Consider the following 25,461-nt stretch of genomic DNA (forward strand, 5'->3'; position numbering starts at 1 on the left):
AAATTCGTTTGGGCGATTTTTTATGCCTTTATTTAAACAAAACCATTTACAAACGCCTAAAAGCTTAAAATTGCCAATTTGGTTTGGCTTTGCTACAATATTATCTCACTTAAATCACGCCAAAATTATGCCAAAAGACTCCATCATAGAGCGCGCCGAAGCATTGGGCGCCGCCCCGCCCGACCCCGAAACGCTATTAAATAAACATCGTCAAATTGCTGAAAGTTTTGAAGCTCAGCTTGCCAAAGCAGAGCTTTCAGATGAAAATAACAGTAATTTGGCGGGCGCTCACCTGTCTTTATCGGATTATTTGACAGCGGTCAAAATGGTGATTGATGATAGTTTTGACCATGAAGTTTGGGTGCGCGCCGAGATCCGCGCCATGAATACCAAGGGCGGCCATTATTACTTTGAGTTGGCTGAGACCGATGATGCCGATCAGATCACCGCAAGCTGCCGCGCGACTTTATGGCGATTTCGTGCCAAGACAGTGATGGGCAAATTTGCCAAAATCACTGGTCAAACCCTGCAAGCAGGTGTCTCAGTCTTGGTCAAGTGCTCAGCCAGTTTTCATACCAATTACGGTTTTAGCCTAAACATCAGCGATATTGATCCAAATTATACCTTAGGCGAGATCGCCGCTGCGTATGCGCAGATGAAAAAACGACTGGCTGAAGAAGGGCTGATTCATTTAAACAAACAGCATCCGATGCCGTTTGATATTCGTCATGTCATCGTGATCGCCCCTGAAAAAGCAGCAGGCTTGGGTGACTTTCGCGCTGAAGCCGATCGGCTCGCTTTGGCGGGCGCTTGCCAATTTCACTATCATCATGCCACTTTTCAAGGCAATCATGCCCCTGATGAGATACGCCTTGCGATCTCTGAGAGTTTAAGCAATTTTAAAAATGCGTATGATAGTTTGCCGGATCTGTTAGTCATCATTCGTGGCGGCGGTGCGGTTGGTGATTTGGCGTATCTGAATAATTTTGAATTGGCGGCTTTGGTGGCGGAATGCCCGATCCCTGTTTGGGTCGGCGTTGGGCATGAGCGCGACTCGGTGATTCTTGATGAAGTGGCGCATACCAGTTTTGATACGCCATCAAAAGTTGTCCTTGGTATCGAGGCGCATCTGGTCAAGATGACGCGTCAGGCGGTGGCTACGATGGAGCATTTGAGCAAACTTGCCAACACGCGTCTGGCGACAGCGCAGTCAAACAGCCAACGGCAAATTGAGCGAATAAAAAGAAGTAGTTTACATGCCATCAGTATGGCAAAAAAAGACAATATATATCAGCTTAGCCATATCAAAAGCACTGCCAAGTTTCGCTATCATCAAGAAAAATTAGCACTAAGCGCCCTACTGGCTCAGACCCAAAAATCAAGCTTAGCGATCACATTACAAGTCAAACATGCGACAAAAACTTATCTTAATCAGCATAAAATCGTGTTTGAACATTTGCAAAAAGCCAAACAAGACTGTCAGCATTTACAAAGCTTGATCTTGATTCAGCATCCAAGCCGAATGCTCCAAAAAGGCTATGCAGTCGTTAATAGCACTCATAGCCATAAAATCATTCAAAGCGCCAAAACCCTACAAAAAAATCAGTCAGTTAAGATAACTTTTAAAGATGGGTCAGCCAATGCCATCATCGAAGATGTCAGTATGCACCCAAGTTCTGATCACTTAATCACACCTATTAATTCTTATAAGGAGTCATAATGTCAACTGCAAGGCACCATGCCCAAAGCCGTTATACTTGTAAAGCCTACGATGCTAACCAAAAAATCAGCGAATCGGATCTTAATGAACTACTTGAAACCCTTCGTTTGGCGCCTTCATCTATCAACAGTCAGCCATGGCAATTTTTGGTGACGGACAACGCCGATACCAAAGCCAAAATAACCCAATCCATGGTGGGCGGTGATGCGCATAATGCCGCTAAAATTAACAATGCATCGCATGTCATCATCATGTGCACACGCACTGATTTGGACGATGCTCACTTACAAAAGGTGCTACAAGCTGAAAAAGATGGCGGACGTTTTGCTAGCGATGAGGTCATGCAGGCGCGATTTGAACTTTGCAATCATTATATTTCTCAACTGGCAGACGATCAAACAAAATTATTCCAATGGTCTGAAAATCAAACCTTTATCGCGCTTGGGCACCTGCTATTTGCGGTATCACTGATGGGGATTGATGCCACGCCGATTGGTGGCTATGATCAGGCAGTGCTAGATGAAGCGCTTGGTCTTGCTGATCAAGGATTAAAAAGCTCTGTGCTGGTTGCGCTTGGATACGCCTCACAAAATGATGGCAATAAAAATCTACCTAAGGCACGCCTGAATGCCGAAGAAGTGATTAAGTTTATTTAAATTATAAAAAAATGGATTGAATACACACTCAATCCATTTTTTATTGGTTAAAATACTCAAGAAATTGTCCTAAAAAATTCATCCACCACGGTAAATTGCTCTTTGGTGGTCTCACACGCATACATGGCATCACGAAATGCGTTAGAATTGGGCAGACCGCCTGTGTACCATGCGATGTGCTTACGGGCAATACGGCATCCTGAATATTCCCCATAAAAGCGATATAACTCATCTAAATGTCTTAAGACCACTTCGTGGATCTCACCAACCGTAGGCGGCGCCAAAAGCTCGCCAGTCTTGGCAAAATGGGTAATTTGCTGAAATAGCCAGGGCTTGCCTTGAGCTGCCCGCCCAATCATTACGGCATCTGCCCCTGTTTGAGCTTGAACATCTAAGGCTTTTTGGGGGCTGTCAATGTCGCCATTGACAATGACGGGTATTTTGACTGATTGCTTAACCTGCCGAATCATCTCATACCGCGCCTGACCAGTATAAAAATCCTCTCGTGTGCGCCCATGAATGGCGATGGCGGCCACGCCTGACTGTTCAGCGATTTGTGCGATGTTAAGAATATTTTCTTGCCCATTGGCAAATCCCAAACGAGTTTTTAAGGTCACAGGCACATCAACTGCTGAGACGGCACTATCAAGCAGTCGCTTAACCAAATCTTCGTCCTGAAGTAGCGCCGAGCCTGCGAGCTTACGGCAGACTTTTTTGGCAGGACAGCCCATATTAATATCAACAATCTGAGCGCCATTGTCGACTTGAAACTGGGCAGCTTGCGCCAGTTTATCAGGCTCTGCCCCTGCAATCTGTGCGCTGATGGGCGCAATTTCGCCATCAAAATTCGCGCGATAAAGGGATTTTTTACGTGCATACAGCGCCGTATCTGCAATGATCATCTCGCTGACCGCATGACCTGCGCCAAATGACTTACAAAGCCTACGAAAAGGGTTGTCCGTCACCCCTGCCATCGGCGCCACGAATAATCTATTTTGAATCTGCAAGCCCCCAATGCATAAGGGCTGTAGTAAAATGTGTTGATTTTCAAGGGGTTTTGAGCATGCTTGCATTTTAAGATATCTTTTTTTAGGATCGCATATTATGACACAATTTTGCCATTGATGCATAAGCAGGATAAAATTTATATTTTGGGTTTGCCAAGGTTTGGTTGAGACTGCCACATCATATACTGCTCACTTTATCAAGCCCAGTTTGGCGAACCGTAGGCGTATTGATGGCATTCATCAGCGCACCGCGCGTACTGTAGATGTGCACCGCAGATTTTGCTCGCGTGACAGCAGTATAAATCAGCTCCTTTGATAGTAGCCGCTCGCTATTTTCGTCAAAGACAATGGCGACTTTTTGCCACTCAGACCCTTGGGACTTATGCACTGTGATGGCATAGGCAGTGCTTACGACGGCCTCGCTTAACATATCAACCGCCACCATGCGCAAACTTTCACCTTCAAAGTAGACGCTAAGACCAGACGATCCCCACAAACAAATACCGATATCCCCATTAAATAAACCCAAATCATATAAATTTTTGGTGATCATCACCACACGCCCATGAAACCAAGGCGAAGCTGATGGCGGTATTTTCTGAAACGCTCGATGAGATGAGCTTAAGTAATCATTGATCTGATCATCGCCAAATGTGCCATGATGTGAAGCACAAAGAATGCGGTAAGCGTCCAATATTTCAAATAATTTTTTGACGCTATCAATGGACTCTTGAGCAGATAATTTTGCAAAACCAAAACGAAGCTGTTTACTTGCCAAAAAATAATCCTGATAGCCTTGGCTAAGTTTTTGGTATATGTCATGACCCCTTTTAGCGTGGGTGATGGGCTCAAAATCAATCTCTGCATCACGATCGATCAGCTGCTCCACCTCCTCAAAGAGTATGTTTTGACGATGATCATTAATTAGCCTTGCTAATTGACCAACCCCTGATGTGTCTGTGAAGCGTTTTGAGACTGTTAAATTGACACGCAAATGCTTTAGGCGATCAATTCGGCATAAATCAGCCAGCACCGCGCCGGCATCCACCGCAGCCAGCTGATGCGCATCACCAAGCAAAATCACACGGCAGCCAGTGGCGATGGCGGCGAACAGCTGACTTGCCAGCTCTGTGCCAAGCATGGAAGCCTCATCGACAATCAAAATATCAAGCGGCAGCTGATTGTTGGCATGATAGCGCGGACTGCCATCCGCCCCAATACCAAGCAAGCGGTGAATGGTCTTAGGTTCGGGTAGCTGTACATCGCTATTCTCACCCAAGGATTTGAGCAAAGATTCGCTCATGCGCTGAGCCGCCTTACCTGTAGGCGCGGCAAGCCCCAAGCGCATCAGTTTAGGCTCAGGCAGCTGATTGAGCGCGATCACAATCTGGGCAACTGTAAAGGTCTTACCCGTTCCAGGACCACCAGTGATTAAGCAAAATGCCTGCTTTGAGACCAGCTTGATGGCTTCACGCTGCTCAGCATTTAGGCTATTTGATAACTGATCCAGAGTAAATACAGGCACCTTGGCCTCACTGATGCGTAAGATATGCGCCATCAGATGTGATTCAGCCAGGTAGGCGCGATGAGTCCATAAACACAGACCATCCGCTTGATGGCTAAAATAAATCGGCGGCTCATGAGTGAGCATGCGTTGAGGTATAGGTGCCAAAATATCGCCAAAAAAAGTATTCTTATCCAAAATACTCACAAATTGGCTCAAAGAATTGGCTTTTTTATATAAAACATAGTAAATACGCAGCATCGACAAAAACAGCGCAGTCAGCCGCTCATTTTCTATGACTGTATGATCAAGTAAGGATAATTGCCAACGAAAATTATTTAAGGTGTGCTCAACGAATTCTTTGATCTTAGCAGGATCTTCTGCATAATGATGATAATTATCAAAAAACGCAGCCCAGTCCATGCCCTCATCTGTCAATGCCTGAGCTATCACGGTCAGGCATGAATCCATGATTTTTTGTTGCCAAATGGGTATCACGCCATTCAAGTGATGACGATTGTTCAAGTCGTCATGATCATTGATGCGCAGTATCGTATGTCCTTGATTGAGCTGAAATAACAAAGCATCCTGCATGATATGATATAGCTCAAAGTCAGGCAGGCCAAGCACGCACTCAGCGGCTAAAACCTGCTTTTTGGCATACCAGTGGTGATTGTCTTGTATGCGATCGGTCACATATCGGCTAATGATATCCCCTGCCATCTTATTATCTCTGCCATTAATAGTGAATTTTAACTTATAAAATATCGTCAAGCGCCAAAATCAAAGACAGCGGCGGCTGCCAAAATAAACGCCCTGTATTTTCGTCATCATCTTGAACACCGCGTAAAAAGACATATTCAACGCCGCCCAGATAATGTGCCTCATTACCCACATAGCCTTTTAAGCGAATCTTTAAAAGTCGATGCAGTGCCACTTGATAAATCGCAGCTTGTAGCCAATAGCCAACCTTATCCATCGCGGCACTCATGGCGTGATCATGATATTCATCAGGCGTACCACCCAAGTAATTTGATTTATAATCCACAATAAAAAATCGCCCATCAGACTCATAAACCAAATCAATCTCACCGCGTAAATAACGATAACAGATGGTACGATAGTCATCTTCAAGCAAGATCAGGTCTTTATCGCTGTGCGCTTTGAATACCTCATTGAGTCGGGCGATGCTAAAGCTGTCTCCAAGACCCAAAGTAAAGCTAAGCTCACGCAGCTGAGCAGTCATCGGCAGAGACATCAGCGAACGACGAGACGCCCTAAAAGGCGCATAGGCAAGCCGATCAATCCAAGCGACCAATTTATCATGATCATTGGTTTGATCGCCAGAAGCATGGATGCGAGCGCCCGCCTGCCAAGTGGGTAAATAGCGCTCGGCAATGCCAAGTTTTCGCCCTTGTTCATTGATCACCCCACTGATGATGTCATGGGCAGCCTGTGGTGATGCTGATTTTAGACGATCTGTTGGCAAAAATTGCATGACTTTATGCAAAAAATCACCTGCCACGCTGCCCTTAAAAAAACTTGCACGAATGTCATCAAGCTGATCAGGTGCAGCCGTATCGGTAATCACAGACAGCTGATCGATATCAGCTTCATCAGGGGGGATGACAGACTTATCCAAGCGAGTGATCAGTGCGCTAAAGCTGGTCTTATGCTCTCCAAAAAACTGTGTCTTGGTCATCACCGCATCCCATGGCGCATAATTTTTGGCGATAGGGTTAGACAGCTGGTTTTGATAAGGCTGACTTAATAAATCTGCTTCAGTCATGGCGATCCAGCCCACGCAGTCTTTTAGCCTTTCTGGTAAGCTCAATGATTTTTCGCCTGCACAGTCAAGCCATTGATACAAAGGCATTTCTTTAGAATCTTTTTTAGATAAATCACCACCCACGATATATAGCTGTTCAGAAGCACGCGTCAATGCCACATAGCCCAAGCGTCTGAGTTCATCAATCAATTCTTGACGATTGATATCGTGATAATAACTTTCATCAATGAGATTACCTTGACTTATACTTAAGCGACGCTGAAAATTATGATCACTATAAGGATAGATCGTCAAGCCATTGTCATTTCTTGGCTTTTCATCCACCCCTATCACATACACGATAGGAAATTCAAGTCCTTTTGATTTATGAATGGTCATCAAATTCACGCCGCTTTCGCTAGGTAGGATAGGACGCTTATTATAGCCATCAACATCAGCGCTCATCTGTTTATGATACCAAGCAATTAAGCGCATCTCATGCAGCTGCGATTGTTCACTGACCAATGCCACCAATCGCTCAAGATCCGCCAAATAACGCTCTCCTTGAGTGGCTGCCTTAAGCCAAGGCGATTTGTCGTGATCGCTATCGATGGGCGAATGATAAAACGCATAGGCAAGTGCTGATGACACCCCATATCTTTGCCATCTTTCGTATGATTTTTTTAGATAAGTTAAAATATAAGTTTTTAGGTTTTGGGCATCTGACGGCGCATCACTCAAATCCTGCTCATTTGGCTCGATGATAGCCATCGCTTGCTTGAGCGTCATGCCCACCAAACGTGAGACCAAAAATTTGCCCAAGTTTTCGCTATGGTTTGGCTGTACCATCGCGATAATGAGCGCCAAAAGATCGTCCGCCGCTTGAGTCATAAAGACATTAATTTCTTTGGGGATGACCGCTGGAATCTTCAGATGGTCAAGCTTGCTTTTTATCTTATCTAGCGCATCGGATGTACGCCCAAGTACCGCGATGTGCTTTGGCAGGATCTTTTGACCATGCAGCGTATGATCACCTTGTAAAATGGTGTTGATGTGCTGAGCAATTTTTTCAGCTCTTTTGTCGGCTTTTTGATTACCTTCGATATGATCAAAATGCAGCACCGCCACGGGATGATTGCCATAATAATCAGCATAGGCATCAGCTTGCCACTGGATACCACCGCTGTCTTTGTGCGCTTGGATCTGCTGATAAAAAATCCCTTGACCCAAATTTGCATGATTGGCGATGCCCTCTTGACCGTTATTTTCAAACCATGCATTGAGCGCCTCAATCAGTGCCTTGCTTGAGCGGCGATTCACCGTCAAAGACAGCGACTGATCGATCAGCGGCGCTTTGATGAGCGCATCTTGGTTGCCATAGTGCTTGATCAAATTATAATTGGCAACATCACCGCCCCGAAAGCGATAAATTGCCTGCTTAGGATCTCCAACCAATAGCAAAAACCCTCGGGGCAGTTTCGGTTTATCGCCGCCGATTTGCTCATAGCGGATAAGACTTTTGTGATAATGGGCGATCTCAGTGAGATAGACCCGCTCAATGAGCTCAACTTGTAGCCCATTGACATCTTGAGACTCATCAATCAAAGCCACAGGATAATGATGGCGAATGTGCCGCGCAAGTGCAGGGCTATTGCCAAGCGCTTCATTCAATCTCACCATTTGCAAGGTAAATGTGGTCTGATTCTGTGTTTCAAGCCGTTGGGCGATCTGATTTTTTGCACTTACAATGATGTGTCGGCAGATGTGCTCATGATACAGCTTGGCTTGCTCACCAAGAGCGGTATAAAGATTAGCAATATCACTGAGCGCTTGAAGTGGCAGCGCCATAAATTGATGCATATCGCTTGGATTTGCGCTTTTATTAAAAATTTGCCACTCTTTTTCAGCCGCTTTAGTGATGCTATCAATCAGCTTAAGCGCGTCATCATCCACAAAATTAACAAACAGCGCCCCATGTTTTTGGATCAAAGACAACACATGTGGCAGATGATGAATCTGTTTGCCAAAGCCTAGACTTTGGTTCATGGACACGCTTTTACGAAAATCAGCATCAAAATATGGCGTAAATCCTGTAAAATCAGTGTTTAAAATTTGGTCAATCACTGTTTGGGCTGAGCTAATATCTGCATCTGCAGGCATATTCAGCTCATCAATGGGCGCAGAATAAAAGTCGATGGCTTTATTGACGATACTTGCGACCGCAGCCACTTGACTAAAAAAATTCGGATAAAACGCTTTGAAGATTTGATAAAATTCAGGATGGGCGTGCTTTAGCCTGACTTCTTCGGCGCGTAGCTCATCATGGACGATGGCGGCGACTTTTTGTTCAGCATGATTCAAAATCTCCATGCCAGACTGATGACCGATTTGGGCGGCAAATTCATTAAGCCATTTTTGGGCAAGGCTATCTAGCGTGCCAACAAACAGCTTATCCAAAGAAGTCAGTAAAAGCCCTGTACGATAAATCACTTCATTTAAGAACGTCGCTGGCTGAGATAGGATAAATTCAAGTAAACGCTCATTGATGGGATCGGCGGCGTCATGCCCAGCTTCAGTGGCGCGCGTGATGATCTGATCCATGGGCGCCGCCCCGTCAAACCACTCAGGCTGTGTGCTCGCCATACCCTGCAGCCAGCGCACCAACCCATAAAAGCTGTGCAGCCGCTCACTGATGCGCTCTTGCATCTCGGCGGCAGCTGCCCGAGTGAATGTCGTAGCGATGATGCGCTCAGGTGGATATTTTTTTTCAATTAATAGCCGTAAAATAATCCCCGTCAGCGTCCAAGTCTTGCCAGTACCTGCCGAAGCTTCGATCAAATACGCTTGCTCAAGCGTGCATTGCAAGGCGGCGATTTGCTCAGTTTGTTCAGAATGTTTGGGTGCTGTCGGCAGCGTAGGCAAGATAATATCGGTCATTGCTGTATCTGGTTGCGTCGGTTTTAGTATTTTAGCAAATATGCGCCCAAAATCCAGTCCGACTTTATATTAAGTAAGCAGACCAAGCGCATCAAAAACCTGTCGATAAACATCGGCTTTTTTATCGATCGCCAAAGGATACGCCCGTGATGATGACGGCAAGCGGTATAAATCAATGCACCGATTGGCGATCAACAGCTGCACCTGCTCACCGATTTTGGGCGTTTTTTGGCTGGTGAATTGCTGACATAAAACTTCGGTGGCTTTTTCACCAGTGGTGATCACAGCGTGGCACTGCGGCAGCTGCCTAAGTATGCTTTCGATATCCATGGGCGTTATGATCTGTAAAAACTGATCAGAAGCATTGTCTTTTTGGCGGATCACCTGATAAGCCGTATCACCGATGGCGATGCCTGCACTCACCAAAAATTTTTCAATCTCATCTTGATAAAAGGTTTTGTTGGCTTTATCAATAAATCGCTCAGCATCACCAAAAAACACCAAGCCCAAAATGCGCCACATATCATTATTATAATTTGGATAATAAAATGGCATTTTCCAGCGCTCAGGCGGCGGCGGAAAGCTGCCAAGCATCATCACGCGCGCATTGGGCGGTATGAAAGGCGGTAAAGGGTGTGTATGGATCGTTTTTGTCGTCATAGGCTCATTAAACATGGATTTGTCTTTACTTTATACTTAAAAAGTAAAGACATCGTGATTATAAGTTTATTTGACCAAAAGTTCTTTGAGTGCAATGACTGTATCACGCACTTTTGCAGCTTCTTCAAATTTTAGCTCGCGTGATAATGCCTGCATTTGTTTTTCTAAGCGAGCGATTTCTTTGGCGAGCAGCTTTGGCGAATGTAGGATATTTTCATCCACGCCTGCCAGCGCTTCAGATAAAATAATCTGCACCACTTCGGTATTTTCATCATCACCTGTATCAATTTTATCAGTGATGGCGCGGCTCGCTGACTTGGGCGTGATGCCATGCGCTTCGTTGAAGGCGATTTGCTTGGCGCGTCGTCGCTCGGTCTCATCGATGGCTTTTTGCATACTTGGCGTGATGGTATCGGCATATAAGATGGCTTTACCATTCACATGCCGAGCTGCCCTACCGATGGTCTGTATCAGTGAACGCTCCGAACGCAAAAACCCTTCTTTGTCGGCATCAAAAATCGCCACAAGGCTCACTTCAGGCATATCAAGACCTTCACGAAGTAAGTTGATCCCCACCAGCACATCATAAATGCCTGTGCGCAGCTCATGAATGATTTTCATGCGCTCAACGGTATCGATGTCTGAGTGCAAATATGCCACCTTGATGCCGTATTCCTTGAGATAACTGGTCAAATCTTCTGCCATACGCTTGGTTAGCGTTGTGATCAGTACGCGCTCATCCAAAGGCTTTCTTAAGTTAATCTCACCCAGCACATCATCCACCTGAGTAAGCACAGGGCGAATCTCAAGCACAGGATCGACCAAGCCCGTTGGGCGCACCACCTGCTCGACGACTTGCTCGGATTTTTCAAGTTCATAATTGGCTGGCGTGGCAGACACATAGATGGTGGCAGGCGAGATACGCTCCCATTCCTCAAACTTCATGGGTCTGTTATCCATGGCGCTTGGCAGACGAAAACCATATTGTACCAGCGTCTCTTTGCGGCTTTTATCACCTTTATACATCGCACCGATTTGTGGCACAGTGACGTGACTTTCATCAATGAACAGCAGTGCATCCGATGGAATATAGTCAAACAATGTCGGCGGTGCTTCGCCTGCAGGTCTGCCAGACAGATGGCGAGAATAGTTTTCAATACCGTTACAATAGCCGAGCTGCTGAATCATCTCAAGATCGTATTGAGTGCGCTCTTTGATGCGCTGCGCTTCGATAAGTTTATCATTAGCACGAAAATATTCTAGCCTTTGGGCAAGCTCTTCTTTGATCGTGGCGCTGGCAGCTTCTAGCTTTTCTTTTGGGGTGACATAGTGTGATTTGGGATAAATGGTGATGCGTGGCACGGATTTGATATTTTTACCAGTCAGTGGATCAAACCAAGTGATTTTTTCCACTTCATCATCAAACATAGAAATGCGCACCGCCAAGCTTTCACTTTCGGCAGGATATACATCCAAAGTCTCCCCACGCAAGCGATAAGTACCGCGCCCAAAGTCCAGCTCATTGCGCTCATATTGCAGCTCAACAAGCCTTTTTATCATCGCATCTCGATGTACCCGATCGCCGACGACGATATGAAGTAGCATTTTTAGATAGCTTTCAGGATCGCCCAGACCATAAATGGCTGACACAGACGCCACAATGATGGCATCACGCCGCTCTAGCAAAGCACGCGTCGCCGATAAGCGCATCTGATCAATATGATCATTGATGGCGCTGTCTTTTTCGATAAAAGTATCGCTGGCAGGCACATAGGCTTCGGGCTGATAATAATCATAATAACTGACAAAATATTCGACCGCATTATGTGGAAAAAATGCCTTAAATTCGCCATACAGCTGAGCTGCCAAAGTCTTATTATGCGCCATAATAATGGCAGGACGCCCGCTCTCGGCGATCACCTTTGCCATGGTATAGGTTTTACCTGATCCTGTGACGCCTAACAAAAGCTGCCCACGCATACCCGATTCAATCCCTTTGACGAGTTTGGAGATCGCCGCAGGCTGATCCCCTGATGGCTCAAAGTCGGTCACCATGTCAAAGGCTTGGCTTGAGATTTGAGTTCCTGACACATTCACGCCAGTAAGCTGAGCTTTTTCTTGGAGCTCGCGAGCCAGCTGATTGGTTTGACGTTCGGCTCTGGAAGTTTCGGGCAGTCGCATAATGGATTCTTTTTCTTCTTTAAACAGTTAAATCAACAAAAACCCCATTATCATGGGGGTGATAATGGGGTTTTGCAAGGGCAATTATCCTCAGTCAAAAATGGCTAATGATACAAATAAGCTTACCAAATCAAATTACCTGCGGTGCGCTGACTGATAAAGCCGTCTGGCACTTGACCATTGGCAGCTTGCCAGCGTGCAAAGGCACGGCGCGTATTACTGCCCGCCACACCATCAATACCTTGAGTATCAAAGCCTTGTGTGGTTAAGTTACGCTGAAGGGTCAAAATTTGGCTTCTTGACAATGGCTGCTCATGACGTGGCCAAGATTGAATTAACCCAGAACCGCCTGCGATTTGCTTGGCTAATAATGACACACCCAAGGCATAGCTTGATGAGTTATTATACACTCGAATGACATCAAAATTTTTGGTGAGCAATAAAGCTGGTCCGTATTGACCTGCAGGCAGCCACAGCTCAGCTTCATGTGCGCCGCCAAAATATTCGCCACTTGTACTGACCAATCCAGATGCCTTCCAAGCATCAAGACTGCGCTTGGTATTTAGCTGCGAGAAGTCAAACCCAGCAGGCAACCGTACCTCATAAAAAGGCTGCAAGCCGCGCACCCATCCAGCATTTGCCAGATAACTTGCAGTGGACGTTAAAGCATCTTGGCGGCTCCAAGGGTCTTTACGTCCATCACCATTACCATCGACGCCCTCTTGCATCCATGTGGTCGGGATGAACTGAGTATGTCCCATACCACCTGCCCATGAGCCCTGCAGCTGAGATGCTGTCACATCACCACGCTCAATCATTCGAACCATAGAAATCAGCTGACTTTCAGCAAATTCACGGCGGCGACCATCATAAGCCAGGCTTGATAACGCATTCACCAAATCCATACTGCCCATGCCGGCACCGTATGATGACTCCATACCCCAAATGGCAGTGGTGATCTCTTTTGGTATACCATAGATGGATTCAGCTGAGGTCAAGATGCTGAGATTTTCATTTAATTTAGATTTACCTTGACGGATGCGATTTGAAGAGGCGGCTGACTCGACATACTCCCAAGGCATTTTGGTAAATTCAGCTTGGCTACGATCCAAATCAATCACGCGCTGACTTAGCATTGCGCCCGCCATCAATGAATTTAAAAGATTGGGATTGACACCTTGAGATACCGCGCGATGCATAAAGTCACTTTTCCACTCACCAAAGCTGCCATATTGAAACTCAATGCCGGCACTTGGTTTAGTCACTGTAGGCGTTTGAACCACAACAGGTGGCGCTTTTTGGACGACAACAGGCGGCTTGGTTGTCGGCTGAGGCGTGGCTTGCACCACTTTGATTGGCGCACGATCAGGGATGGGCTGTGATGCACAAGATGCCAAAAGCAGCGCCGAAATCGTCAAAGGTAGGGCTGACCAAGGAAAGGATTTTTTTGTCATAAGTATTTCCAACAATGTCTATGAATCATATGCCAAATCACTTTAGCAAGAATCAGGCAAAAAGTCGATCATTATCACATAAAATGAGCAAAATTTTTACAGCTTGTGGCTAATCATAAAATGATAACGGATAAGTTTAACTGCTTAATGACATCTGTCAAATAAAAAACAGCGCCAAATCAATTTTGACGCTGTTTTACTCTTTTTTAATCTTTATAATCTCTACACTTAGAAGAACTATTATCTATTGACATGTCGTTACTGTTTTACTCTTTTTTAATCTTTATAATCTCTACACTGCAGAGACACCTGTCATATCAACAGGCGTATCAACTAAGGTCACGCCTTTGTCTTTGACGGCATCATTTCGTTTATTTTGAAGATCGGTTAAATAGGCTTCATCGATATTACCTGCGATATATTTGCCATCAAAAACCGAACAATCGAAACCATCCACTCGGCTGTGCTTGGTGTCGCTGACCGCTTCAATCAAATCGTCTAAGTCTTGGAAAATTAAACGATCCGCACCGATAATCTCGCGCACTTCCTCAACACTGCGACCCGATGAGATCAGCTCACTACGCACAGGCATATCAATACCATAGACATTCGGATACATCACCGGCGGCGCTGCTGACGCAAAAAAGACATTTTTGGCGCCCGCATCGCGCGCCATCTGAATGATCTCATAGCACGTGGTGCCGCGCACGATTGAGTCATCGACCAAAAGCACGTTTTTGTTTTTAAATTCTAGTGGTACGGCGTTTAGTTTTTGGCGTACGCTTTTTTTGCGCTGCTGCTGACCTGGCATGATAAAAGTGCGACCGATATAGCGATTTTTATTAAAACCTTCACGATACTTGACATTCAAACGCACCGCCAATTCAAGCGCTGAGTTTCTTGATGTATCTGGAATTGGAATCACCACATCAATACCATGATCTTCACCCCACTCGCGCAAAATTTGATCTGCCAATTTTTCACCCATACGCATCCGCGCTTTATGAACGGAAATGTTATCAATGATCGAATCAGGACGCGCAAAATACACATATTCAAAGATACAAGGCGTATATTGCCCTTCTTCGACTGGCACGCACTGATGTGTATGGAGGCTGTGATTTAGATCAATAAAAATCGCTTCACCAGGTGCAATGTCTCTGACTACCTCAAAGCCCAATGCCTGCAAAGCCACTGACTCTGATGCCACCATATACTCTATGCCTTTTTCGGTCAATCGGCGTCCATAAATCAATGGGCGAATGCCGTTAGGATCGCGAAATGCCACCAATCCATGACCCGTAATCAAAGCCACCACACCAAAGGCACCTTCACAGCGTTTATACAGCTTGGTCAGCGCCTCAAAGATGTCGCCAGACGCCAAAGCGGGCTTGGTGAATTTTTGGAGCTCATGCGCAAAAATATTTAGCAATACTTCAGAATCCGACTGAGTATTTAGATGACGGCGATCTTCTTCGTACAGCTCACGAGCCAATTTTTCAGCATTGGTCAAGTTGCCATTATGTGCCAAAGTAATGCCATAAGGCGAGTTGACATATAAAGGCTGAGCTTCTGCGGTGCTAGAAGTGCCAGCTGTCGGATAGCGCACATGACCGATGCCGCAGTTACCCACCAAGCGCACCATATGCTGATTCAAGAATACATCGCGCACCATGCCATTATCTTTACGCAGATAGAAGCGATTGTCTTTTAGGGTGACAATGCCTGCTGCGTCTTGACCGCGGTGCTGTAGCATGGTTAAGCCATCATACAACATTTGATTGACGGGTTCATGCGCCATGACGCCGATTACACCACACATATTTACTCCAAATTATTGATAACAATAAGTTAATAATTATCGAAAGCTGATGTTAAGTTATATCATCATTGTTGGTCTTTATAGGGATTTTCCAGCTGATTCCAAGTGCTGTCAAATGCCTTATGTAATAAATTTTTTGCCACTGGTGCATACGGTAATAAGCTTGGAACAAGCACAGACGACTGAGCCACAGGCATTAGCGCCAATGCAGGAGAGATGATACTTAGCACAACCAAAACCTTCAAAACGCCAGTAGCAGCACCAAACACACCCCCACCAATACGATCCAAAAATCCCAGCTTTAGCGCCTTAAATGAGCGCGCCAATATGTTGGCAGCTGTGCCGACAAGCAAAACAGTGATCAGCATAATGGCAACAAAAGCCATGGCAACTTGCAGAACCGAATTATCGACAAATGGGGCAAAAATATGAGAAAAGCTGTTCGCCGTCTTTGATGCGACAATCAAGGCGATGAGCCACGACAAAAGCATTGCCATACTTTTTATAATACCAGCAGTAAAACCACGCCAAATACCCAAAAGGACAACAATGCTGATAATGATATCAATCCAATTCATAGGCTTATCCGTAGCGATCGCCTGAGAGCGCCTGCACACAGTCTGTCACCAGTCCAGGACCTTTATAAATAAGCCCAGAATATAACTGAACCGCTTTGGCACCTGCGTGAATTTTTTTGACAGCAAGCTCGCCTGTCTCGATACCACCCACGCCAATCAAATCCACTTTATCAGCGATACGATCTGCAAATTGAGACAAAATTAGTGTACTTTGATGGTTTACAGGACGACCAGATAATCCACCTGCTTCTTCTCCATGACGAAAGCCCTCAACGCCTGTGCGTGATAAGGTAGTATTTGTTGCAATCAAACCGTCGATCTCAAAATCAAGCACAGTACAAGAGATTTCATCAATTTGGCTTAAATCCAAATCAGGCGCAATCTTCAATGCCAATGGCACATAAAATCCATAGTCGTTAGCTAAGCGCATTTGGCAGTTTTTGATGCCATCAAGCAGCTGTGATAGCGCATCACCGCTTTGTAAGTCTCGCAAATTTTTGGTATTCGGGCTTGAGATATTAATGGTGATATAACTGGCGTATGGATACACACGCTCAAGACAATAGATATAATCGTCAAGCGCATTTTCAACAGGGGTGGTGGCATTTTTGCCGATATTAATTCCAAGCACGCCTTGATACTTTGCCCGTTCAATATTATCAATCATCGCGTCTACGCCATGATTGTTAAATCCCATTCGATTGATGATGCCGTGCGCTTCTTTGATGCGAAATAGACGAGGTTTGTCGTTGCCTGATTGAGGTCTTGGGGTAACGGTGCCAATTTCTATAAACCCAAATCCCAGCTCGCTTAAGGCATCGATGTATTCGCCATTTTTATCCAAACCTGCCGCCAGACCCACAGGATTTAATAAAGAGATGCCCATGCACTCGGTAGGCAGCGCCTGCTTGGCATACACAAAACCCAAAAGATGCGCTGTATTGGCGGATTCAAGCATCTCAAGCGTCTTTTCGTGTGCTTGCTCAGGATCCATACTAAATAATAACGGACGCAGCAGCGCATAAGGCATAAACACCCCCTTCAACCATCAAATGTGAAATGAAATCATCCAATTATAGCATAAATAATCAAAATCAGTGGGCGTTTTTATTTTGGCTTAATACACAAATGCAACCAAGTTAGCGCAAGCGATGCGCCCTTTCAAGATCCAACAGTGATTTTTTAATGGCGATGCCGCCAGTATAGCCGCCCAAACTGCCATCAGAGGCAACCACTCGATGGCATGGAATGATTAAACTCAAGGGATTTTTGCCATTGGCGTTGGCGCAGGCACGATAGGCTTTGGGCTTGCCAATGCGTGCGGCAAGCTCGGCATAGCTGATGGTTTGACCATAATCAATGGTCAAAAGCGCTGCCCAAACCTGCTGCTGAAACTGAGTACCATGAGAAATATCAAGCGGTATGCTAAAGTCCTTGCGCGTGCCATCAAAGTATTCACTAAGCTGACGAATCGTCTGTAAAAGAATTGCCTGATTGGGCTGACTACGGTCCAATTTAGATGAGTTGATCAACACCGCGCACTGATTGGCTTTGGTCAGCAGCTTTTGGGTTTTGATCTCTTGCCAGTCAAGCAAAACAAGCTTGCCGTTACTGGCAGTTAAGCGCATGGTCGGCAGCTTGGCCAAAAAACTTGGCGGATGATACTCGGTGCTGACCGCCTCGCTCGTCATTCCTCTTTTTCCAAAAGCGCATCGACAAAATCTTTTGGCTTAAAGGGCTGTAGATCATCAATACCTTCCCCAACACCGATAAAACGAATGGGAATGTCGGTGTTTTGGGCAATATTAAATACCACGCCGCCTTTGGCTGTGCCATCAAGCTTGGTGACACTGATACCTGTCAAATTCACCGCTTCTGAAAATACCTGCACTTGATTAATGGCGTTTTGACCTGTGCCTGCATCCAGCACGATCATTGTCTCGTGCGGGGCTGTCTCGTCGCCCTTTTTCATCACGCGGACGACTTTTTCAAGCTCATTCATGAGATAGGTTTTATTTTGTAGGCGCCCTGCTGTATCAGCGATGAGCACATCAATGCCCTTTGCCTTAGCAGACTGCATGGCATCAAAAATCACCGAAGCACTATCTGACCCATGTCCTTGAGCGACGACAGGGATGCCGTTTCGCTCGCCCCAGATTTGTAGCTGCTCGGTTGCCGCTGCCCGAAAGGTATCGCCAGCAGCAAGCATCACTGATTTACCTTCGGCTTGTAGGCGCTTGGCAAGCTTGCCGATCGTGGTAGTCTTACCAACGCCATTGACACCCACCATCAAGATGACGAAGGGTTTTTTGGTGGTGTCAATGACCAAAGACTCAACTTTGGGCGTCAAAATATCGGTCAGCTCAGTTTTGAGCGCCTTATACAAAGAATGCGAATAAATCAAATCGCCGCGCGCGGTCTGCTCGGTCAGATTTTTGATAATGCGGTTGGTGGCATTGACACCGATATCAGCAACCAGTAGCTGATCTTCAACTTCTTCAAGCAGCTCATCATCAATCTCTTTGCCGCCGACCAAGACATTAACCAGTCCTTCTGATAAGTTTTTGCTTGACTTTGATAGCCCAGCCTTCATGCGGGAAAACCAGCCGCCTTTTTCGTTTTCGCTCATATCCTGCCTTACGATTTTATGATTTTGTCATTGATTGTGATTGTAACACAAATTTACCCAAAATTCATTACACAAAAATCCCCAAGCCTGTCATAACATGCTTGGGGATCGGTGGTATTAGCTGATATTAAGCCATGTTTTGTAATGATTCGCCTAAGATCACGCCGCCATCATTTTTGGTAATCATGACTGTCGCTGAGCGTGGTACGCGTCCGCCTGGAACCGCACCCCAAGTCACATCAGGGCTGTCTTCGCCAGGATGCTGGATATTGATGAATAAGGTTTTAAAGTCAGGTGTCATGGTGATGCCTGTGACCTCACAGCCTTTTGGACCCACAAAGAATCTTTTTAGGGTATCATTAGTCGCCATCGCACCCACGGGCGTATTGCGTCCTGTGGTTGTGGTCATGATTTTACCATCACCCACATGGCTAGGCAGCGCTGCAAGTAACATACAGTTAGTGGTCTTGGTATAAGCGCTGTCATCCGTTTGAATCCACAAGACACCACGCGGATCAAAGTACAAGCCATCTGGAGAAGATAAGTCATTTTCAGCAGATAGGTTGGATAAGTTTTGCTCAGTCAAATCATTTGGTGCAGCAAACAAATATACATCCCAATCAAACGCTGTTGCGGTATGCTCACCACGCTCACGCCAGCGAACGATATGACCATGTTGGTTGCCTTTGTTGTTATAGCTTCTTGGGTTGGCGGCATCGGTAGCTTCAACTGTACGCTTTGAGTTGTTGGTCAAAGTCACATAAACTTCGCCTGTGATCGGACTGACCGAGATCCACTCAGGACGGTCCATCTTGGTTGCGCCTACGCTGTCGGCTGCCAAGCGAGCATTGATGACGACATCGGCTTGGTCTTTGAACTGATAATCTTTATGATTGACTTTACCATAAGACAGCTCACGCCATTCGCCTGTACCATCTGCATTAAACACAGCAACATACAGCGTGCCATCGTTCATGTATTTATCGCCTGCTTTTAAGCCTTTGCCCACATCGCTTGGTGACCATTTGGCTTTAGAGACAAATTTATAAATGTACTCACCGCGCGCGTCATCACCCATATAAAAGACCACAGGCTTGCCAGCGACAGGCGGTACAAAGGCACAGTTTTCATGAGCAAAGCGCCCCAAGCTTGTGCGCTTTACTGCGCGAGCTTTTGGATCAAATGGATCAATTTCTACGATGTATCCAAAGCCATTAAACCCATGACGATAATCAGCGCTTGCGTCATTGGCTTTGGCAGTGGCTTCCCAGCGGCTGAATTCATCAGTCACAATGCCTTCTTTATCGTCAGCGGTGTGCCATAGATAGCCGCCGCCTGTGCTGTTTTCTTTTAAGCCATAGCGAGCCAATGCGATATCTGCTTGGGTGCCGATTTTGGCTTTGTCTTCACCGCGTGCAAAGACATTTAAAAAATTTTCTTCGGTGGTTAGATAAGTGCCCCATGGTGACATGCCTGAACCACATTGGTTATTGATGCCCCAAGTGCTTTTGCCTGATTTGTCAAATTTGGTGACAAGCATTTTACTGCCTGCTGCTGCACCTGCAAAATCTACCATCGTTGCACTTGAAAAACGCTTATTAAATGGTGAGTTTTTGACCATTTCATAGCGATCGCCTGTCTTTCTTAGCTCAACCACAGCCACGCCATGAGCGTTAGCATCGCGACGCACATCCATAGCAAGGCGTTTTTTTCGATAAATCGGCGCGGCATTGTTGTCTTCCTGTGTCAAAAAACCCATTGGGTGTAGATTTTCGTTGGTATATTCATGGTTGATTGCCAACAAAGCACGATTTGATTGATTAGGATCAAATTTGCCGTTGGTCATGCCATAAAAATGCATACCGTCGTGGTTATCGCCCATGCGATACAAAAATGATTCGCCCGAATGTTCGCGGTTGTCACGGAACGCTTCGATGCCATCGATCAGCGGCTCACCCAAATGCAAAAATGCACGCGCCGTGTAGCCTTCGGCAACTTTCATATCATTGCCTGTATAATGTGGTACGGCTTTGAATTGAAGTTTTGTTGGGCGTGCCAAATTTGTTTTGGTTGGTGCGGTGGTGGAATTTGCGCTCGCCATCAAAGGCAATGAGCCAAACATGGCAGCAGCCGTCAAGCCTGCGCCACCTTTTAAAATGGTGCGACGTGACACGGTTTGATTTAGGATATCAGCAAAGTTTGGGTTGCTGGTTGGGTTTGAGTCTTCGATAAAATCGTGTGGGTTATTCATCTGTATTTCCTTAGGCTTGCCATAGTAAGCGGGCTTGGTGAATGCCGATATCTTAGCAAGCAAGCATGACAGATCAGTGACTGGTACATGACAGATTCATGACAGAGATTGAGCAGATTTTGTTTGGCAAAATTTTCATTTGATAAGCATTTATTACTCAATGTATCTAATCTGCGACATTTGGCTTGGAAGATGTGTTTTTGATGATGATTATCATTATAATGGTCAGATTATTTTACTAATTATTTTGGCTGGAGTAGTTTATGAATATATTAAAAAGCAGCTTACTTATGATATTTGCCTTGGTAGTCGTCGGCTGCGCCAGTGTTTCGCCGACGGCATCAGTCATGATTGGCGGTACAACCACATTATAAAACACAGTAAGGACAACCCATGAAACTTATTCCATTGGCTTTTGCGATCAGTGCGGCAGTCGGCTTATCTGCCTGTCAAAGTCTTACCCCCACCCAAGACGCTGCCTCAACCACAAAACCCACAAGCACCCAAGCAAAACAACACGATATTTATACCCACACCTTAGATAATGGGCTTAAAGTCATCATCAAGCAAGACAGCCGCGCGCCGATCGTGATGACGCAGATTTGGTATGATGTGGGTTCAAGTGATGAGCCTGTGGGCAAAGGCGGCATTTCGCATTTTCTTGAGCATATGATGTTTAAAGATGCCAAAGGGATTAGCCATGATGATTATCAAAGGCTGATCAGTCATTTTGGTGGTCAGACCAACGCATTCACCAATGATGAGTTCACCGTGTATTATGAAAGTTTGCCTGCCAATCAATTTCCACTGGCACTGCAGATTGAAGCCAATCGTATGAATCATCTGATCTTGACCGCCGATGAAGTCGCCACCGAAAAACAAGTCATCAAAGAAGAGCGCCGTCTGCGCACTGATGATAACCCAATCGCCAAAGCCTATGAAGAATTTTTGGCGATCGCCATGCCTCAGTCGCCAATGGGTCGTCCAGTCATTGGCAGTATGGCAGATATTGAAGGGATTGATTTGCAAGATTTACAAAACTGGTATGGTAAATGGTATCGCCCAAATAATGCCACGCTTGTACTTGTCGGAGACATCACCCCTGATGTTACCATGCCTTGGATCGAAAAATATTTTAAGGATCTTACGCCATCTTCATTGCCCAAGCGAGCCAATTTAAATCAGCCTAGCCACCGAGGCTACACCCAAGCTCAAAGCCATCAAAATGTGCAAGTCCCAAGCCTGATCATGGGCTTTAATGTGCCAACGCTTGGCAGCCAAAACAGCCAATCCACCAGTGAAGCCCATGCGCTATCATTATTAAGCGATCTTGCTGATGGCGGCTTATCGGCACGGTTTGAGCGCCAACTGATTCGCAACCTGCAAGTGCTCAGCAGCGTCTCCATCCATTATGACATGCTCTCAAAAGGCGATGGATTGTTTACCATCATCGCAACGCCGCGTGATGGGGTGAGTCTGCAAGATGCGGAAGCCGCCATTTTGGCAGAGCTAAACGCCATCACCGAAGGTCAAATCACTGATGATGAGCTGTCTCGCAGCCGTGCAGGCTTGTTGTCGTCCTTGGTCTTTACCAATGACAGTATCGCCAATCAAGCCATCAGCTTGGGATTATTATCTACGCTTGGATTGCCGCTAGAGACGCTAAACACCCTGCCGCAAGCACTTGATAAAATTAGTAAATCAGACATTCAAGCTGTCGGCAAAAAATATATCACAAAGGATAATTTAACCACAGTGTATGTTTTACCCAATCACACTCAACAATAAAGCGGTGAAATCATGAAAGCACTTATAAAACATAGCTTGGCAGCAGCCATCAGCAGTACTTTATTTATTTTCAGCCCCAGCGTTCAGGCGAATATGGCGCATGATCACACACCCACCAGCAGCGAGCTTAGGCTTGCTGATGATAGTATCATTGATAGTATCAATCAGCTGGGCGACTTAAGTGTCCATATCCCAAAAACTCACTATTTCCAAACAGACAACGGCGTGACAGTGGCTTTTACGCCGCTGCATGAGCTGCCGATTGTGGATGTGGATTTGCATTTTTTTGCTGGGTCAGCTTATGATGACACTGCAGGCACCGCCAATATGGTGGCAACCATGCTTACCCAAGGCACCCAAACACTGCCTGAAGATGAATTTATAGCCGCCAAAGAGCAGCTTGGCGTGAATCTTTCGAGCAATGCCAGTAAAGATGGCTTGTCTTTATCGCTCAGAAGTTTGTCCGATCCCTCAATCATAACGAAAGCAGCAGATTTGATGGTAGATGCGCTGGCAAATCCTGACTTTGATGATAAAGTTTTGGAGCGTAACAAACAGCGTCTGATGGTCAGCCTAAAGCAGCAAAAACAAAACCCTGCTTATGTCGCTGGTTTGGCTTATCATCAAGCCGTCTATGGTGATCATCCTTATGCCCACGCTGTGACAGGTGATGAAAAAACTTTAGATGCGATGTCGCGTAACGATCTGATCAGTTTTTGGCGCACTTTTATTAACGCTAATAATGCAACCGTGATCATCACTGGGGATATGGATATTGAATCTGCCAAGACATTTGCTAATCGCTTGACCAGTCAGCTGCCAGCGGGCAAGTCTTATAAAGATGCCTTGGCTGTCGTCAAGCCAGCTCAAGCCAAGCACATCCATATTCCGCATGACAGCAGCCAAACCCAAATCATCATCGGACACATCGCCGATAAAGAGCAAAATGATGCGTCAAGCCGTCAAGCATTCAGCGATTTTGCATTGGGTAATGAAATTTTGGCAGGTGGTGATTTTAATGCCCGATTGATGAAAACCATCCGCGAACAAAAAGGCTACACCTATGGCATTTATGGCAGCATGGAGCGGCTAAAAGCAGGCGGCAGTTATATGGTTAAATTTTCAACGGATGGCGATAAAGCTGCCGACGCGATCAAAGATACGCTACAGATCATCACCCAATCTTTGGCAGATGGTGTCACTCATGAAGAGCTTGAATTGGTGCGCTTAGGCAATAAAAATGGCTTTGCCAATCTTTTTTCAAGTAACGCCAGTATCCATAGCACAGTCAGCTCTTTGGTCGTCTCAGAATATCCAAAAGACCATATCCACACTCGCTTAGAGCGGCTTGATAACGCCACCATTGATAGCGTCAATGCTGCCTTAAGACAGCGCATCAAGCCTGATGAATTTATCATCATCACCGTCGGTAAAACCAAACCAAATTTGGATAAATAACCCAAACCCATAAAACATGCCAAGCGTTTTGGCATGTTTTAGGTGGATATGTTGGAGCGATGAGACCTTGGGCGGCGTTTTCTTCGCTGATTTTGGATCAGTTTTAGGCGCGTGAGCCGCGACATTTGGGTATAGAGCCTGCCCATTTGATTATAAAATAATGCAGCGATTAAAATGATGATAATTGGCAAAATCATCGATAAGTACCCGATGTGCATATATAAAATTACCGCCACAGCACTGCCGATAAAAAACGCCCACCATAGCGAGCTGTGCAAAATGATTTTGCGCAGGCTCACACGCCGACCAATCAGCCAATTCCCTACCGCCGAACCCAAATCTGAAGTAATGCCGGTCAAATGAGTCGTACGAATGACTGTACCATGGTAAGTGGCGACCATTGAATTTTGAAGTCCGCACGCCATGGCGATGAGCATTTGCCCAAAAAAATGATGCTCTGACAAATACATCCACAGACTCAAGCACAGCATCAGCACTTCTAAGAGCATGGCATAGCCATAATTTCGGCGGATGTTCAGTTCGCTTGAGCCGATGATGGCGCCACTTAATACCGATCCTAGCCAAAATGACGCGATGGATATTAACAATAACTTAAAATTTGACCAATCGCCTGCAAGCATCGAAACCACAAATAAGCTGACATTGCCTGTCACATGCGATGCTGAGATATGAGTGATGCCCATTAAGGCAGTGGTATTTAAAATACCTGCACAAAATGCCAAAACCACAGCACCTATGAGCACCCAAGTTGGGATAACCTCCCCCATGATTTTCATGAATTTTTGCCCCCATCGTCCATTAGGCAGCCATTATATAGCACAAGATTACATATCAGCAACAAAATAGCATGAACCAAACGCTCATTCATCATCAGAGTGTCTAAACTTGGAACATAGGCATTATATTGCAAATTCATATGAATTTATTGAGATACATTCATTAAAGGGATTGATTGATGGTCATTCAGAAATGAGCGTTATTTTATTATCATAAAATTTCATAAATTGCCCTTAAAACACTTTAAAAT

Annotated in this window: 17 protein-coding genes; 4 read left to right on the forward strand and 13 right to left on the reverse strand. The window is 45.5% G+C overall.

Features of this window, described 5'->3' with window-relative positions:
- Positions 1-70 precede the first annotated feature (70 nt).
- Together xseA and nfsB are read left to right on the forward strand one after the other, a co-directional pair.
- Positions 71-1,720 (forward strand): exodeoxyribonuclease VII large subunit, encoded by a 1,650-nt coding sequence (xseA, locus tag B0180_RS07075; protein WP_078256467.1) that lies wholly within the window; start codon positions 71-73, stop codon positions 1,718-1,720.
- Positions 1,720-2,376: an oxygen-insensitive NAD(P)H nitroreductase gene (gene nfsB / locus B0180_RS07080; RefSeq protein WP_078256292.1), complete on the forward strand. Its 657-nt coding sequence runs from the start codon at positions 1,720-1,722 to the stop codon at positions 2,374-2,376. The genes xseA and nfsB overlap by 1 nt, the downstream gene beginning before the upstream one ends.
- A 56-nt stretch (positions 2,377-2,432) precedes the next feature.
- On the opposite strand, the gene dusB is transcribed toward nfsB, so the two are convergent.
- From dusB to B0180_RS07140, 12 genes are all read right to left on the reverse strand, one after another.
- On the reverse strand, positions 2,433-3,449 hold the full coding sequence (dusB, locus tag B0180_RS07085) for a tRNA dihydrouridine synthase DusB (RefSeq protein ID WP_078256293.1): 1,017 nt from the start codon (positions 3,447-3,449) through the stop codon (positions 2,433-2,435).
- A gap of 112 nt (positions 3,450-3,561) precedes the next feature.
- Complete coding sequence (gene recD / locus B0180_RS07090; RefSeq protein WP_078256294.1) at positions 3,562-5,610, reverse strand: exodeoxyribonuclease V subunit alpha; 2,049 nt, start codon at positions 5,608-5,610, stop codon at positions 3,562-3,564.
- 34 nt (positions 5,611-5,644) lie between these two features.
- The gene (locus B0180_RS07095) at positions 5,645-9,592 is read right to left on the reverse strand and encodes a UvrD-helicase domain-containing protein (RefSeq protein WP_078256295.1); all 3,948 of its coding nucleotides are present in this window, start codon (positions 9,590-9,592) and stop codon (positions 5,645-5,647) included.
- A 69-nt stretch (positions 9,593-9,661) separates the two neighbouring features.
- Complete coding sequence (locus tag B0180_RS07100) at positions 9,662-10,267, reverse strand: uracil-DNA glycosylase family protein (protein WP_078256296.1); 606 nt, start codon at positions 10,265-10,267, stop codon at positions 9,662-9,664.
- Positions 10,268-10,318: 51 nt separating this feature from the next.
- Positions 10,319-12,307, reverse strand: a complete 1,989-nt coding sequence (uvrB, locus tag B0180_RS07105) for an excinuclease ABC subunit UvrB (protein WP_208609396.1) — start codon at positions 12,305-12,307, stop codon at positions 10,319-10,321.
- A gap of 248 nt (positions 12,308-12,555) precedes the next feature.
- The gene (locus tag B0180_RS07110; protein WP_078256298.1) at positions 12,556-13,887 is read right to left on the reverse strand and encodes a lytic murein transglycosylase; all 1,332 of its coding nucleotides are present in this window, start codon (positions 13,885-13,887) and stop codon (positions 12,556-12,558) included.
- 292 nt (positions 13,888-14,179) lie between these two features.
- Positions 14,180-15,709 carry an amidophosphoribosyltransferase gene (gene purF, locus B0180_RS07115; protein WP_078256299.1) on the reverse strand — a complete coding sequence of 510 codons (1,530 nt, stop codon included), beginning with the start codon at positions 15,707-15,709 and terminating at the stop codon, positions 14,180-14,182.
- A gap of 65 nt (positions 15,710-15,774) precedes the next feature.
- Complete coding sequence (locus B0180_RS07120) at positions 15,775-16,287, reverse strand: CvpA family protein (RefSeq protein ID WP_078256300.1); 513 nt, start codon at positions 16,285-16,287, stop codon at positions 15,775-15,777.
- Between the two features lie 4 nt (positions 16,288-16,291).
- Positions 16,292-17,317 (reverse strand): quinone-dependent dihydroorotate dehydrogenase, encoded by a 1,026-nt coding sequence (locus B0180_RS07125; RefSeq protein WP_078256301.1) that lies wholly within the window; start codon positions 17,315-17,317, stop codon positions 16,292-16,294.
- A 109-nt stretch (positions 17,318-17,426) separates the two neighbouring features.
- Positions 17,427-17,978 carry a methylated-DNA--[protein]-cysteine S-methyltransferase gene (locus B0180_RS07130; protein ID WP_143821294.1) on the reverse strand — a complete coding sequence of 184 codons (552 nt, stop codon included), beginning with the start codon at positions 17,976-17,978 and terminating at the stop codon, positions 17,427-17,429.
- On the reverse strand, positions 17,975-18,916 hold the full coding sequence (ftsY, locus tag B0180_RS07135) for a signal recognition particle-docking protein FtsY (protein ID WP_078256302.1): 942 nt from the start codon (positions 18,914-18,916) through the stop codon (positions 17,975-17,977). The genes B0180_RS07130 and ftsY overlap by 4 nt, the downstream gene beginning before the upstream one ends.
- A gap of 127 nt (positions 18,917-19,043) precedes the next feature.
- On the reverse strand, positions 19,044-21,167 hold the full coding sequence (locus B0180_RS07140; RefSeq protein ID WP_078256303.1) for a PhoX family protein: 2,124 nt from the start codon (positions 21,165-21,167) through the stop codon (positions 19,044-19,046).
- Between the two features lie 393 nt (positions 21,168-21,560).
- Between B0180_RS07140 and B0180_RS07145 the strand changes: the two genes are divergently transcribed.
- Positions 21,561-22,955 carry a M16 family metallopeptidase gene (locus B0180_RS07145; protein WP_078256304.1) on the forward strand — a complete coding sequence of 465 codons (1,395 nt, stop codon included), beginning with the start codon at positions 21,561-21,563 and terminating at the stop codon, positions 22,953-22,955.
- Between the two features lie 12 nt (positions 22,956-22,967).
- Positions 22,968-24,413 carry a M16 family metallopeptidase gene (locus B0180_RS07150; RefSeq protein WP_078256305.1) on the forward strand — a complete coding sequence of 482 codons (1,446 nt, stop codon included), beginning with the start codon at positions 22,968-22,970 and terminating at the stop codon, positions 24,411-24,413.
- A gap of 38 nt (positions 24,414-24,451) precedes the next feature.
- Here the strand turns inward: B0180_RS07150 and B0180_RS07155 are convergent, their stop codons facing one another.
- Positions 24,452-25,210, reverse strand: a complete 759-nt coding sequence (locus tag B0180_RS07155) for a YoaK family protein (protein WP_078256306.1) — start codon at positions 25,208-25,210, stop codon at positions 24,452-24,454.
- Positions 25,211-25,461 lie beyond the last annotated feature (251 nt).

Source organism: Moraxella canis, from assembly GCF_002014965.1.
Lineage (GTDB): Bacteria > Pseudomonadota > Gammaproteobacteria > Pseudomonadales > Moraxellaceae > Moraxella > Moraxella canis.